Annotated in this window: 14 protein-coding genes; all 14 read left to right on the top strand. The window is 52.6% G+C overall.

The genetic code is table 11. The features are described 5' to 3' along the window. The first annotated feature begins 95 nt into the window (after positions 1 to 95). Positions 96 to 935: a colanic acid biosynthesis glycosyltransferase WcaA gene (gene wcaA / locus AACU19_RS12020; protein WP_000654499.1), complete on the top strand. Its 840-nt coding sequence runs from the start codon at positions 96 to 98 to the stop codon at positions 933 to 935. Positions 936 to 937: 2 nt separating this feature from the next. Further along, positions 938 to 1,426 (top strand): colanic acid biosynthesis acetyltransferase WcaB, encoded by a 489-nt coding sequence (gene wcaB / locus AACU19_RS12025; RefSeq protein WP_000888735.1) that lies wholly within the window; start codon positions 938 to 940, stop codon positions 1,424 to 1,426. Then, positions 1,423 to 2,640, top strand: a complete 1,218-nt coding sequence (gene wcaC / locus AACU19_RS12030) for a colanic acid biosynthesis glycosyltransferase WcaC (protein WP_105278920.1) — start codon at positions 1,423 to 1,425, stop codon at positions 2,638 to 2,640. Before wcaB ends, wcaC begins: the two co-directional genes overlap by 4 nt. Beyond that, positions 2,615 to 3,835, top strand: a complete 1,221-nt coding sequence (gene wcaD / locus AACU19_RS12035; RefSeq protein WP_105278921.1) for a colanic acid polymerase WcaD — start codon at positions 2,615 to 2,617, stop codon at positions 3,833 to 3,835. The genes wcaC and wcaD overlap by 26 nt, the downstream gene beginning before the upstream one ends. A 125-nt stretch (positions 3,836 to 3,960) precedes the next feature. Beyond that, positions 3,961 to 4,707: a colanic acid biosynthesis glycosyltransferase WcaE gene (wcaE, locus tag AACU19_RS12040; protein ID WP_105278922.1), complete on the top strand. Its 747-nt coding sequence runs from the start codon at positions 3,961 to 3,963 to the stop codon at positions 4,705 to 4,707. Positions 4,708 to 4,722: 15 nt separating this feature from the next. Then, complete coding sequence (gene wcaF / locus AACU19_RS12045; protein WP_001153577.1) at positions 4,723 to 5,271, top strand: colanic acid biosynthesis acetyltransferase WcaF; 549 nt, start codon at positions 4,723 to 4,725, stop codon at positions 5,269 to 5,271. A 26-nt stretch (positions 5,272 to 5,297) separates the two neighbouring features. After that, a complete protein-coding gene (gene gmd / locus AACU19_RS12050; RefSeq protein WP_000048190.1) occupies positions 5,298 to 6,419 on the top strand; it encodes a GDP-mannose 4,6-dehydratase in 1,122 nt (373 codons plus the stop codon). A gap of 2 nt (positions 6,420 to 6,421) precedes the next feature. Beyond that, entirely contained in the window at positions 6,422 to 7,387 is a 966-nt protein-coding gene (gene fcl, locus AACU19_RS12055) for a GDP-L-fucose synthase (RefSeq protein WP_000043590.1), read from the top strand. 2 nt (positions 7,388 to 7,389) lie between these two features. Next, positions 7,390 to 7,869, top strand: coding sequence for a GDP-mannose mannosyl hydrolase (gene gmm, locus AACU19_RS12060; protein ID WP_105278923.1), 480 nt, complete (start codon positions 7,390 to 7,392; stop codon positions 7,867 to 7,869). Next, positions 7,866 to 9,089 carry a colanic acid biosynthesis fucosyltransferase WcaI gene (wcaI, locus tag AACU19_RS12065; RefSeq protein WP_105278924.1) on the top strand — a complete coding sequence of 408 codons (1,224 nt, stop codon included), beginning with the start codon at positions 7,866 to 7,868 and terminating at the stop codon, positions 9,087 to 9,089. Before gmm ends, wcaI begins: the two co-directional genes overlap by 4 nt. Positions 9,090 to 9,091: 2 nt before the next feature. Then, positions 9,092 to 10,528 carry a mannose-1-phosphate guanyltransferase gene (cpsB, locus tag AACU19_RS12070; RefSeq protein WP_000083412.1) on the top strand — a complete coding sequence of 479 codons (1,437 nt, stop codon included), beginning with the start codon at positions 9,092 to 9,094 and terminating at the stop codon, positions 10,526 to 10,528. A gap of 101 nt (positions 10,529 to 10,629) precedes the next feature. Next, complete coding sequence (gene cpsG / locus AACU19_RS12075) at positions 10,630 to 12,000, top strand: colanic acid biosynthesis phosphomannomutase CpsG (protein ID WP_105278925.1); 1,371 nt, start codon at positions 10,630 to 10,632, stop codon at positions 11,998 to 12,000. Between the two features lie 54 nt (positions 12,001 to 12,054). After that, positions 12,055 to 13,449 carry an undecaprenyl-phosphate glucose phosphotransferase gene (wcaJ, locus tag AACU19_RS12080; protein WP_000183149.1) on the top strand — a complete coding sequence of 465 codons (1,395 nt, stop codon included), beginning with the start codon at positions 12,055 to 12,057 and terminating at the stop codon, positions 13,447 to 13,449. Between the two features lies 1 nt (position 13,450). Continuing rightward, entirely contained in the window at positions 13,451 to 14,929 is a 1,479-nt protein-coding gene (wzxC, locus tag AACU19_RS12085) for a colanic acid undecaprenyl disphosphate flippase WzxC (protein WP_105278926.1), read from the top strand.

The raw sequence follows: 14,929 nt of genomic DNA on the forward strand, positions 1-14,929 counted from the left end.
CTTATCCGACCTACGTTCACGCCGCATCCGGCAACAGAACCTGTAAACCAGCTTATAAACCGGCAGAACATCTCGATACTCCGGGAGAACAACCTATGAAAGACAATCCGCTGATCTCAATCTATATGCCGACCTGGAACCGCCAACAACTGGCGATTCGGGCGATAAAATCGGTCCTGCGCCAGGACTACAGCAACTGGGAGATGATCATCGTGGATGATTGCTCCACCTCCTGGGAACAACTGCAACAGTACGTCACCGCCCTCAACGATCCGCGTATTACGTACATTCACAACGACATTAACAGCGGGGCGTGCGCGGTACGTAACCAGGCGATTATGCTGGCACAAGGGGAATACATCACCGGGATCGATGACGACGATGAATGGACACCCAACCGCCTGAGCGTCTTCCTCGCCCATAAACAGCAACTGGTCACACACGCCTTTTTGTACGCTAACGACTACGTTTGCCAGGGCGAAGTCTATTCCCAACCGGCAAGCTTGCCGCTGTATCCCAAATCGCCGTATTCACGCCGCCTGTTCTACAAACGCAATATCATTGGTAATCAGGTATTTAGCTGGGCGTGGCGTTTCAAAGAGTGTTTGTTCGATACCGAACTGAAAGCGGCACAGGATTACGACATCTTCCTGCGAATGGTGGTGGAGTACGGCGAACCGTGGAAAGTGGAAGAGGCGACGCAAATCCTGCATATCAATCACGGCGAAATGCAGATCACCTCGTCACCGAAAAAATTCTCCGGGTACTTCCACTTTTATCGTAAGCACAAAGACAAATTCGACCGCGCCAGCAAAAAATATCAGTTGTTTACCCTCTACCAGATCCGCAATAAACGCATGACCTGGCGCACCTTGTTGACGCTGCTGTCGGTGCGTAACGGCAAACGTCTGGCTGATGGAATTCGGGGGCGCTAAAGATGCTGGAAGATCTGCGCGCCAACAGCTGGAGTTTACGCCCGTGCTGCATGGTTCTTGCCTATCGCGTTGCTCATTTTTGTTCAGTGTGGCGCAAAAAAAACGTCCTCAACAATCTGTGGGCGGCCCCGCTGTTGGTGCTGTATCGCATTATCACCGAATGCTTTTTCGGTTATGAAATCCAGGCCGCCGCGACCATTGGCCGACGCTTTACTATCCATCACGGCTATGCCGTAGTGATCAATAAAAATGTGGTCGCGGGGGATGATTTCACCATTCGCCACGGTGTCACTATCGGCAATCGTGGTGCCGATAACATGGCATGTCCACACATTGGCAACGGCGTCGAGCTTGGTGCCAACGTCATTATTCTCGGCGATATCACGATTGGTAACAACGTTACCGTGGGGGCGGGCAGCGTGGTGCTCGACGCAATCCCGGACAACGCGCTGGTGGTGGGAGAAAAAGCGCGAGTGAAGGTAATTAAATGAATATTCTGCAATTTAATGTGCGACTGGCGGAAGGCGGGGCGGCAGGTGTGGCGTTAGATCTCCACCAGCGCGCGCTGCAACAGGGGCTGGCGTCACATTTTGTCTACGGCTACGGCAAAGGCGGCAAAGAGAGCGTCAGCCATCAGAACTATCCGCAGGTCATCAAACATACGCCGCGGATGACCGCGATGGCGAACATTGCCCTGTTTCGTCTGTTTAATCGCGATCTGTTCGGCAATTTCAGTGAGTTATATCGCACCATTACTCGCACACCGGGACCGGTAGTCCTGCATTTTCATGTGCTGCACAGCTACTGGTTGAATCTTAAGAGCGTGGTGCGCTTTTGCGAAAAGGTGAAAAACCACAAACCGGATGTCACTTTGGTCTGGACACTGCACGATCACTGGAGCGTTACCGGACGCTGTGCTTTTACCGACGGTTGCGAAGGCTGGAAAACGGGCTGCCAGAAATGCCCGACCTTAAATAACTATCCGCCGGTGAAGATTGATCGCGCACACCAGCTGGTGGCGGGCAAACGCCAGTTATTCCGCGAGATGCTGGCGCTGGGCTGTCAGTTTATTTCCCCCAGCCAGCATGTGGCTGATGCTTTCAATAGCCTGTATGGTCCAGGGCGTTGTCGGATTATCAATAATGGCATTGATATGGCAACCGAAGCGATTCTGGCAGACTTGCCTCCAGTGCGCGAAACCCAGGGTAAGCCGAAAATCGCGGTGGTGGCGCATGACCTGCGTTACGACGGCAAAACTAACCAGCAACTGGTGCGCGAGATGATAGCGCTGGGTGACAAAATAGAACTGCATACCTTTGGTAAGTTCTCGCCGTTCACCGCTGGTAACGTGGTTAATCACGGCTTTGAAACTGACAAGCGCAAGTTGATGAGCGCGCTTAATCAGATGGATGCGCTGGTGTTCAGTTCTCGCGTCGATAACTACCCGCTGATTTTGTGTGAGGCGTTATCAATTGGTGTGCCGGTGATTGCCACCCATAGCGATGCGGCGCGGGAAGTGCTGCAAAAATCCGGTGGTAAAACCGTCAGCGAAGAAGAGGTGCTGCAACTGGTGCAGTTAAGCAAACCGGAAATCGCGCAGGCGATATTTGGTACCACGCTGGCTGAGTTCAGCCGGCGCAGCCGCGCCGCCTACAGTGGACAACAGATGCTGGAGGAGTATGTCAACTTCTATCAGAATCTGTAGCTACCTGCTGCTGCCGCTGATTTACCTGCTGGTTAACGTCAAAATCGCCCAGCTTGGTGAAAGTTTCCCCATCACCATCGTCACTTTTTTACCTGTCTTGTTACTGCTGTTTTTAGAGCGCATCAGCGTTAAAAAATTGATGATTGCCTTAGGGATTGGTGCGGGACTCACGGCGTTTAACTACTTGTTTGGTCAGTCGTTGGATGCCAGTAAATACGTAACTTCAACCATGCTGTTTGTCTATATTGTGATCATTATTGGCATGGTGTGGAGTATTCGCTTTAAAACGATTTCGCCACACAACCATAGCAAGATATTACGTTTCTTTTATCTGGTGGTCGGGCTGGTGGTGGCGCTGGCGGCGGTGGAGATGGCGCAAATTATCCTCACTGGCGGCAGCAGTATTATGGAGTCGATTTCGAAATATCTGATTTACAGCAACAGTTATGTGCTGAATTTCATTAAATTCGGCGGCAAGCGTACGACAGCACTTTATTTCGAACCGGCATTTTTCGCTCTGGCATTAATCTCAATTTGGCTCAGCATTAAACAGTTTGGTATCAAAACGCCTAAAACCGATGCTATGATTCTCGCAGGGATAATATTATCCGGATCGTTTTCAGGGGTTATGACCTTTATCCTGTTTTATTTGTTGGAGTGGGCGTTTCAATATCTGAACAAAGAGGCGATTAAGAAAAAGTTACCGTTAGCATTGATTTCTCTGGCTGTATTCCTGGTTGGTGTGGTAATCGCGTTTCCTTATATTTCCACCCGCTTGGGCGATTTAGGTACGGAAGGATCGTCATCGTATTATCGTATTGTCGGTCCACTGGTGATGGTCGGTTATTCTTTGAGCCATATTGACGGTGTAGTCAGATTTGGCTCACTTTATGAATATGTCGCATCATTCGGAATATTTAACGGTGCGGATGTCGGAAAAACCATAGACAATGGTTTGTATCTGCTGATTATTTATTTTTCCTGGTTCGCAGTGCTTTTATCACTGTGGTACATGGGGAAAGTGATAAAAATGATGATCAACGCTTTTGGTGATAATCGCAATTTTCGTGTGCAGCTCTATCTTTTTACTCCGGTGTCGCTGTTTTTTACCGGTTCGATATTTAGCCCGGAATATGCATTTTTAATCGTCTGTCCATTTATTTTGCGAAAAGCGTTAAATATACACCCTAAATAATTCGAGTTGCAGGAAGTTGGTGACGCAGCGAATCTCCAGGAGCGTACACGAGTACGTGACTGGGGTGAGCGAGGAAAACCAACGCACATGCAGCTTGAAGTATGACGGGTATTACGAGGTAAAAAATGTTGCTTAGCATAATCACCGTTGCGTTTCGTAACCTCGAAGGGATAGTCAAAACACACGCCTCGCTGGCGCATCTGGCGCAGGCTGACGATATCAGCTTCGAATGGATTGTTGTCGATGGCGGTTCCAATGACGGCACCCGTGAGTATCTGGAAAATCTCAATGGTATCTATAACCTACGCTTTGTCAGCGAGCCAGATAACGGTATCTACGACGCCATGAACAAAGGCATTGCGATGGCACAAGGCAAGTTTGCGCTGTTTCTCAACTCGGGCGATATTTTTCATCAGGATGCCGCAAATTTTGTCCGTAGATTAAAAATGCAAAAAGATAACGTGATGATCACCGGCGATGCGCTGCTGGATTTTGGCGACGGGCATAAAATTAAACGTCGCGCTAAACCGGGCTGGTATATTTATCACAGCCTGCCCGCCAGCCATCAGGCGATATTTTTTCCGGTATCCGGTTTGAAAAAATGGCGTTATGACCTGGAGTATAAAGTTTCTTCCGATTATGCGCTGGCGGCCAAAATGTATAAAGCCGGTTATGCATTTAAAAAACTCAATGGCCTGGTGTCTGAATTTTCTATGGGTGGGGTATCTACCACCAATAATATGGAATTGTGCGCGGACGCTAAAAAAGTCCAACGGCAAATATTACATGTGCCTGGCTTCTGGGTTGAATTATCCTGGCATTTACGCCAGCGCACGACGGGTAAGACTAAAGCCTTATATAACAAAGTCTGAATATAAGGAATACCAATGCAAGATTTAAGCGGTTTCTCGGTGCCGAAAGGATTCCGGGGCGGCAACGCTATTAAAGTGCAATTGTGGTGGGCAGTACAGGCAACATTATTTGCCTGGTCGCCACAAGTATTGTATCGCTGGCGGGCATTTTTATTACGTTTATTCGGCGCAAAAATAGGAAAAAACGTAGTTATTCGTCCGTCAGTAAAAATTACCTATCCGTGGAAATTAACCTTAGGTGATTACGCGTGGGTCGGCGATGACGTCAATTTATATACCCTCGGTGAAATAACCATTGGCGCACATTCGGTGATATCGCAAAAAAGTTATTTATGCACCGGGAGCCACGACCATGCAAGTCGACATTTCACCATAAACGCCACGCCCATTGTGATTGGCGAGAAATGCTGGCTGGCAACCGATGTTTTTGTTGCTCCTGGCGTCACGATCGGCGACGGCACCGTCGTGGGTGCGCGAAGCAGTGTTTTTAAATCGCTTCCGGCAAATAGAGTTTGCCGGGGGAATCCCGCAGTGGTGATACGCGAACGCGTTGAAACTGAATAAATTCAAAAAATACAGAGGAATAAGACATGTCAAAAGTCGCTCTCATCACCGGTGTAACCGGACAAGACGGTTCTTACCTGGCAGAGTTTCTGCTGGAAAAAGGTTACGAGGTACATGGTATTAAGCGTCGTGCATCGTCATTCAACACCGAGCGCGTGGATCATATTTATCAGGATCCGCATACCTGTAACCCGAAATTCCATCTGCATTATGGCGACCTGAGTGATACCTCCAACCTGACGCGCATTTTGCGTGAAGTGCAGCCGGATGAAGTGTACAACCTGGGCGCAATGAGCCACGTTGCGGTTTCTTTTGAGTCACCGGAATATACCGCAGACGTTGATGCGATGGGCACACTGCGTCTGCTGGAGGCGATCCGCTTCCTTGGTCTGGAAAAGAAAACCCGTTTCTATCAGGCTTCCACTTCTGAACTGTACGGTCTGGTGCAGGAAATTCCGCAGAAAGAAACCACGCCGTTCTATCCGCGATCTCCATATGCGGTCGCCAAACTGTATGCCTACTGGATCACCGTTAACTACCGCGAATCCTACGGCATGTACGCCTGTAACGGCATTCTCTTCAACCATGAATCCCCGCGCCGTGGCGAAACCTTCGTTACCCGCAAAATCACCCGCGCAATCGCCAATATCGCTCAAGGGCTGGAGTCGTGCCTGTACCTCGGCAATATGGATTCCCTGCGTGACTGGGGCCATGCCAAAGACTACGTAAAAATGCAGTGGATGATGCTGCAACAGGAACAACCGGAAGATTTTGTTATCGCTACCGGCGTTCAGTACTCCGTACGTCAGTTCGTGGAAATGGCGGCAGCACAGCTGGGCATCAAACTGCGCTTTGAAGGCACGGGCGTTGAAGAGAAGGGCATTGTGGTTTCCGTCACCGGGCATGACGCGCCGGGCGTTAAACCGGGCGATGTGATTATCGCCGTTGACCCGCGTTACTTCCGTCCTGCTGAAGTAGAAACGCTGCTCGGCGACCCAACCAAAGCGCACGAAAAACTGGGCTGGAAACCGGAAATCACCCTCAGAGAGATGGTATCTGAAATGGTGGCTAATGACCTCGAAGCGGCGAAAAAACACTCTCTGCTGAAATCTCACGGCTACGACGTGGCGATCGCGCTGGAGTCATAAGCATGAGTAAACAACGTATTTTTATCGCTGGCCATCGCGGGATGGTCGGTTCTGCCATCAAGCGACAGCTCGAACAGCGCGGTGATGTGGAACTGGTATTACGCACCCGCGACGAACTGAACCTGCTGGACAGCCGCGCGGTGCATGATTTCTTTGCCAGCGAGCGCATTGACCAGGTCTATCTGGCGGCGGCGAAAGTGGGCGGGATTGTCGCCAACAACACGTATCCGGCGGATTTCATCTACCAGAATATGATGATTGAGAGCAACATCATTCACGCTGCGCATCAGAACGACGTGAACAAACTGCTGTTTCTCGGATCGTCCTGCATCTACCCAAAACTGGCAAAACAGCCGATGGCAGAAAGCGAGCTGTTACAGGGCACGCTGGAGCCGACCAACGAGCCATACGCCATTGCCAAAATCGCCGGGATCAAACTGTGCGAATCTTACAACCGCCAGTATGGACGCGATTACCGCTCTGTCATGCCGACCAACCTGTACGGGCCGCACGACAACTTCCATCCAAGTAATTCGCATGTGATCCCCGCATTGCTGCGCCGCTTCCACGAGGCGACGGCACAGAATGCACCGGACGTGGTGGTGTGGGGCAGCGGTACGCCGATGCGCGAATTTCTGCATGTCGATGATATGGCGGCGGCAAGCATTCATGTCATGGAGCTGGCGCACGAAGTCTGGCTGGAAAACACCCAGCCGATGCTGTCGCACATTAACGTCGGCACGGGTGTTGACTGCACTATCCGCGAGCTGGCGCAAACCATCGCCAAAGTGGTGGGTTACAAAGGTCGGGTGGTTTTCGATGCCAGCAAACCGGATGGTACGCCGCGCAAACTGCTGGATGTGACGCGCCTGCATCAGCTTGGCTGGTATCACGAAATTTCACTGGAAGCGGGGCTTGCCAGCACTTACCAGTGGTTCCTTGAGAATCAAGACCGTTTTCGGGGGTAATGATGTTTTTACGTCAGGAAGACTTTGCCACGGTAGTGCGCTCCACACCGCTTGTCTCTCTCGACTTTATTGTCGAGAACAGTCGCGGCGAGTTTCTGCTTGGCAAAAGAACCAACCGCCCGGCGCAGGGTTACTGGTTTGTGCCGGGAGGGCGCGTGCAGAAAGACGAAACGCTGGAAGCCGCATTTGAGCGGCTGACGATGGCGGAACTGGGGCTGCGTCTGCCGATTACAGCAGGCCAGTTTTACGGTGTCTGGCAGCACTTTTATGACGATAACTTCTCCGGCACGGATTTCACCACTCACTATGTGGTGCTCGGTTTTCGCTTCAGAGTAGCGGAAGAAGAGCTGTTACTGCCGGATGAGCAGCATGACGATTACCGCTGGCTGACGCCGGACGCACTGCTCGCCAGTGACAATGTTCACGCTAACAGCCGCGCCTATTTTCTCACTGAGAAGCGTGCCGGAGTACCCGGATTATGAAAATACTGGTCTACGGCATTAACTACTCGCCGGAGTTAACCGGCATCGGCAAATACACCGGCGAGATGGTGGAATGGCTGGCAGCACAAGGTCATGAGGTGCGGGTCATTACCGCACCGCCGTACTACCCGCAGTGGCAGGTGGGCGAGAACTATTCCGCATGGTGGTACAAACAAGAAGAGGGGGCCGCCACGGTGTGGCGCTGCCCGCTGTATGTGCCAAAACAGCCGAGCACCCTGAAACGCCTGTTACATCTCGGCAGCTTTGCTGCCAGCAGTTTCTTTCCTCTGATGGCGCAACGTCGCTGGAAGCCGGATCGCATTATCGGCGTAGTACCAACGCTGTTTTGCACGCCGGGAATGCGCCTGCTGGCGAAACTCTCTGGTGCGCGTACCGTGCTGCATATTCAGGATTACGAAGTGGATGCCATGCTGGGGCTGGGCCTTGCCGGAAAAGGTAAAGCCGGCAAAGTGGCACAGCTGGCGACAGCCTTCGAACGTAGCGGACTGCATAACGTCGATAACGTCTCGACGATTTCGCGTTCGATGATGAATAAAGCCATCGAAAAAGGCGTGGCGGCAGAAAACGTCATCTTCTTCCCCAACTGGTCGGAAATCGCCCGTTTTCAGCATGTCGCAGACGCTGATGTTGCTGCCCTTCGTAACCAGCTTGGCCTGCCGGATAACAAAAAAATCATTCTTTACTCCGGCAATATTGGTGAAAAGCAGGGGCTGGAAAACGTTATTGAAGCTGCCGATCGCCTGCGCGATGAACCGCTGATTTTTGCCATTGTCGGGCAGGGCGGCGGCAAAGCGCGGCTGGAAAAAATGGCGCAGCAGCGCGGACTGCGCAATATGCAATTTTTCCCGCTGCAATCTTATGACGCCTTGCCTGCACTGCTGAAGATGGGCGACTGCCATCTGGTGGTGCAAAAACGCGGCGCGGCAGATGCCGTATTGCCGTCGAAACTGACCAATATTCTGGCGGTAGGCGGTAACGCGGTAATTACCGCAGAAGCTCACACAGAACTGGGGCAGCTTTGCGAAACCTTCCCAGGAATTGCGGTTTGCGTAGAACCAGAATCGGTCGAGGCGCTGGTGGCGGGGATCCGTCAGGCGCTCCTGCTGCCCAAACACAACACGGTGGCACGTGAATATGCCGAACGCACGCTCGATAAAGAGAACGTGTTACGTCAATTTATACATGATATTCGGGGATAATTATGTCGCAGTCGAAACTCTATCCAGTTGTGATGGCAGGTGGCTCCGGTAGCCGCTTATGGCCGCTTTCCCGCGTACTTTATCCCAAGCAGTTTTTATGCCTGAAAGGCGATCTTACCATGCTGCAAACCACCATCTGCCGCCTGAACGGCGTGGAGTGCGAAAGCCCGGTGGTGATTTGCAATGAGCAGCACCGCTTTATTGTCGCGGAACAGCTGCGTCAACTGAACAAACTCACCGAGAACATTATTCTCGAACCGGCAGGGCGTAACACTGCACCTGCCATTGCGTTGGCGGCGCTGGCGGCAGAACGTCATAGCCCGGACAGCGATCCGTTAATGTTGGTCCTGGCGGCAGATCATGTGATTGCCGACGAAGACGCGTTCCGCGCCGCCGTGCGTAATGCCATGCCGTATGCCGAAGCGGGCAAGCTGGTGACCTTCGGCATTGTGCCGGATCTACCTGAAACCGGATATGGCTATATTCGTCGCGGTGAAGTGTCGGCGGGTGAGCAGGATACGGTGGCCTTTGAAGTGGCGCAGTTTGTCGAAAAACCGAATCTGGAAACCGCTCAGGCCTATGTGGCAAGCGGCGAATATTACTGGAACAGCGGTATGTTCCTGTTCCGTGCCGGACGTTATCTCGAAGAACTGAAAAAATATCGCCCGGATATTCTCGACGCCTGCGAAAAAGCGATGAGCGCCGTCGATCCGGATCTCGATTTTATTCGTGTGGATGAAGAGGCGTTTCTCGCCTGCCCGGAAGAGTCGGTGGATTACGCGGTTATGGAACGTACGGCAGATGCCGTTGTGGTGCCGATGGATGCGGGCTGGAGCGATGTCGGTTCCTGGTCCTCTTTATGGGAGATCAGCGCCCACACCGCGGAAGGCAACGTTTGCCACGGCGATGTGATTAATCACAAAACCGAAAACAGCTACGTGTATGCCGAATCTGGCCTGGTCACCACCGTCGGGGTGAAAGATCTGGTAGTGGTGCAGACCAAAGACGCGGTGCTGATTGCCGACCGTAACGCGGTGCAGGATGTGAAAAAAGTGGTCGAGCAGATCAAAGCCGATGGTCGCCATGAGCATCGGGTGCATCGCGAAGTGTATCGCCCGTGGGGCAAATATGACTCTATCGACGCGGGCGACCGCTACCAGGTGAAACGCATCACCGTGAAACCGGGCGAGGGCTTGTCGGTACAGATGCACCATCACCGCGCGGAACACTGGGTAGTGGTCGCGGGAACGGCAAAAGTCACCATTGACGGTGATATCAAACTGCTTGGTGAAAACGAGTCCATTTATATTCCGCTGGGGGCAAAACACTGCCTGGAAAACCCGGGGAAAATTCCGCTCGATTTAATTGAAGTTCGCTCCGGCTCTTATCTCGAAGAGGATGATGTGGTGCGCTTCGCGGATCGCTACGGACGGGTGTAGTAGTTGAATAATCAACCGGAATAAATCTCCGGTAAATAACGACAAAAACAAAATTGGCCGCTTCGGTCAGGGCCAACTATTGCCTGAAAAAGGGTAACGACATGAAAAAATTAACCTGTTTTAAAGCCTATGATATTCGCGGGAAATTAGGCGAAGAACTGAATGAAGATATTGCCTGGCGTATTGGGCGTGCCTATGGCGAATTTCTCAAACCGAAAACCATTGTTTTAGGCGGTGATGTCCGCCTCACCAGCGAAACCTTAAAACTGGCGCTGGCGAAAGGTTTACAGGATGCGGGCGTCGATGTGCTGGATATTGGCATGTCCGGCACCGAAGAGATCTATTTCGCCACGTTCCATCTCGGCGTGGCTGGCGGCATCGAAGTTACCGCCAGCCATAACCCGATGGATTACAACGGCATGAAGCTGGTGCGCGAAGGGGCTCGCCCGATCAGCGGTGATACCGGACTGCGCGACGTCCAGCGTCTGGCAGAAGCCAACGATTTTCCTCCCGTCGATGAAACCAAACGCGGTCGCTATCAGCAAATCAATCTGCGTGACGCTTACGTTGATCATCTGTTCGGTTATATCAACGTCAAAAACCTTACGCCGCTCAAGCTGGTGATCAACTCCGGGAACGGTGCGGCGGGTCCGGTGGTGGACGCCATCGAAGCCCGCTTTAAAGCCCTCGGCGCACCCGTGGAATTGATCAAAGTGCACAACACGCCGGACGGCAATTTCCCCAACGGTATTCCTAACCCGCTGCTGCCGGAATGCCGCGACGACACCCGCAATGCGGTCATTAAACACGGCGCGGATATGGGTATTGCTTTTGATGGCGATTTTGACCGCTGTTTCCTGTTTGACGAAAAAGGACAGTTTATCGAGGGCTACTACATTGTCGGCCTGCTGGCAGAAGCGTTCCTCGAAAAAAATCCCGGCGCGAAGATCATCCACGATCCGCGTCTTTCCTGGAACACCGTTGATGTAGTGACTGCCGCAGGCGGCACCCCGGTGATGTCAAAAACCGGACACGCCTTTATTAAAGAACGTATGCGCAAGGAAGACGCCATCTACGGTGGCGAAATGAGCGCCCACCATTACTTCCGTGATTTCGCTTACTGCGACAGCGGCATGATCCCGTGGCTGCTGGTCGCCGAACTGGTGTGCATGAAAGGGAAAACGCTGGGCGAACTGGTGCGCGACCGCATGGCGGCATTCCCGGCAAGCGGTGAGATCAACAGCAAACTGGCGCAACCCGTTGAGGCGATTAATCGCGTCGAACAGCATTTTAGCCGCGAGGCGCTGGCGGTGGATCGCACCGATGGCATCAGCATGACCTTTGCCGACTGGCGCTTTAATCTGCGCTCCTCCAACACCGAACCGGTGGTACGCCTGAATGTGGAATCGCGCGGTGATGTGCCACTGATGGAAGCGCGAACGCGAACTCTGCTGACGTTGCTGAACGAGTAATGTCGGATCTTCCCTTACCCCACTGCGGGTAAGGGGCTAATTACAGGAACAACGATGACAAATCTAAAAAAGCGCGAGCGAGCGAAAACCAATGCATCGTTAATCTCTATGGTGCAACGCTTTTCAGATATCACCATCATGTTTGCCGGGCTATGGCTGGTTTGCGAAGTCAGCGGACTGTCATTCCTCTACATGCACCTGTTGGTGGCGCTGATTACGCTGGTGGTGTTCCAGATGTTGGGCGGCATCACCGATTTTTATCGCTCATGGCGAGGTGTTCGGGCAACGACAGAATTTGCCCTGCTGCTGCAAAACTGGACCTTAAGCGTGATTTTTAGCGCCGGACTGGTGGCGTTCAACAATGATTTCGACACGCAACTGAAAATCTGGCTGGCGTGGTATGGGCTGACCAGCATCGGGTTAGTGGCGTGTCGTTCGTGTATTCGCATTGGTGCGGGCTGGTTGCGTAATCATGGCTATAACAAGCGTATGGTTGCCGTGGCGGGGGATTTAGCTGCCGGGCAAATGCTGATGGAGAGCTTCCGTAATCAGCCGTGGTTAGGGTTTGAAGTGGTGGGCGTTTACCACGACCCAAAACCGGGCGGCGTTTCTAACGACTGGGCGGGCAATCTGCAACAGCTGGTCGAGGATGCAAAAGCGGGCAAAATTCACAACGTCTATATCGCGATGCAAATGTGCGACGGCGCACGAGTGAAAAAACTGGTCCATCAACTGGCGGACACCACCTGTTCGGTGCTGCTGATCCCCGACGTCTTTACCTTCAACATTCTCCATTCACGCCTCGAAGAGATGAACGGCGTTCCGGTGGTGCCGCTGTACGACACGCCGCTTTCCGGGGTTAACCGCCTGATAAAACGTGCGGAAGACATTGTGCTGGCAACGCTGATCTTGCTGCTGATCTCCCCGGTGCTGTGCTGTATTGCGCTGGCAGTGAAACTCAGTTCACCAGGGCCGGTTATTTTCCGCCAGACTCGCTACGGCATGGATGGCAAGCCGATCAAAGTGTGGAAGTTCCGTTCCATGAAAGTGATGGAGAACGACAAAGTGGTGACCCAGGCGACGCAGAACGATCCGCGCGTCACCAAAGTGGGGAACTTTCTGCGCCGCACCTCGCTGGATGAATTGCCGCAGTTTATCAATGTGCTGACTGGCGGGATGTCGATTGTGGGGCCACGTCCGCACGCCGTGGCGCATAACGAACAATATCGCCAGCTCATTGAAGGCTACATGCTGCGCCATAAGGTGAAACCGGGCATTACCGGCTGGGCGCAGATTAACGGCTGGCGCGGCGAAACCGACACGCTGGAGAAAATGGAAAAACGCGTCGAGTTCGACCTTGAGTACATCCGCGAATGGAGCGTCTGGTTCGATATCAAAATCGTTTTCCTGACGGTATTCAAAGGCTTCGTTAACAAAGCGGCATATTGATATGAGCTTACGTGAAAAAACCATCAGCGGCGCGAAATGGTCGGCGATTGCCACAGTAATCATCATCGGCCTCGGGCTGGTGCAGATGACCGTGCTGGCGCGGATTATCGACAACCACCAGTTCGGTTTGCTTACCGTGTCGCTGGTGATTATCGCGCTGGCAGACACGCTTTCTGACTTCGGCATCGCTAACTCGATTATTCAGCGAAAAGAAATCAGCCATCTTGAACTCACCACGCTGTACTGGCTGAACGTCGGGCTGGGGATCGTGGTGTGCGTGGCGGTGTTTTTGTTGAGTGATGCCATTGGTGACGTGCTGAATAACCCGGATCTGGCACCGTTGATTAAAACATTGTCGCTGGCGTTTGTGGTGATCCCCCACGGGCAACAGTTTCGCGCGTTGATGCAAAAGGAGCTGGAGTTCAACAAAATCGGTATGATCGAAACCAGCGCGGTGCTGGCGGGCTTTACTTTTACAGTGGTTAGCGCCCATTTCTGGCCGCTGGCGATGACCGCGATCCTCGGTTATCTGGTCAATAGTGCGGTAAGAACGCTGCTGTTTGGCTACTATGGTCGAAAAATTTATCGCCCCGGTCTGCATTTCTCGCTGGCGTCTGTTGCGCCGAACTTACGCTTTGGTGCCTGGCTGACGGCGGACAGCATCATCAACTATCTCAACACCAACCTTTCAACGCTGGTGCTGGCGCGTATTCTCGGCGCGGGCGTGGCAGGGGGCTACAACCTGGCTTACAACGTGGCCGTTGTGCCGCCGATGAAGCTGAACCCCATCATCACCCGCGTGTTATTTCCGGCATTCGCCAAAATTCAGGACGACACCGAAAAGCTGCGCGTTAACTTCTACAAGCTGCTGTCGGTGGTGGGGATTATCAATTTTCCGGCGCTGCTGGGGCTGATGGTGGTGTCGAATAACTTTGTACCGCTGGTCTTTGGTGAGAAGTGGAACAGCATTATTCCGGTGCTGCAATTGCTGTGTATTGTGGGGCTACTGCGCTCAGTGGGTAACCCGATTGGCTCGCTGCTGATGGCGAAAGCGCGGGTGGATATCAGCTTTAAATTCAACGTATTCAAAACCTTTCTGTTTATTCCGGCGATTGTTATTGGCGGGCAGATGGCGGGCGCAATCGGCGTCACGCTTGGTTTCCTGCTGGTGCAGATTATCAACACCATTCTGAGTTATTTCGTGATGATTAAACCGGTGCTCGGTTCCAGTTATCGCCAGTACATCCTGAGTTTATGGCTGCCGTTTTATCTCTCGCTGCCGACGCTGGTGGTTAGTTATGCGCTGGGCATTGTGCTGAAAGGGCAACTGACGCTGGGGATGCTGCTGGCGGTGCAAATTATCGCGGGCGTGCTGGCGTTTGTGGTGATGATTGTGCTGTCGCGCCATCCGCTGGTGGTGGAAGTGAAGCGTCAGTTTTGTCGCAGCGAAAAAATGAAAATGCTTTTACGGGCGGGGTGA

Source organism: Escherichia sp. MOD1-EC4550 (genome assembly GCF_963876935.1).
Classification (GTDB): domain Bacteria; phylum Pseudomonadota; class Gammaproteobacteria; order Enterobacterales; family Enterobacteriaceae; genus Escherichia; species Escherichia coli_F.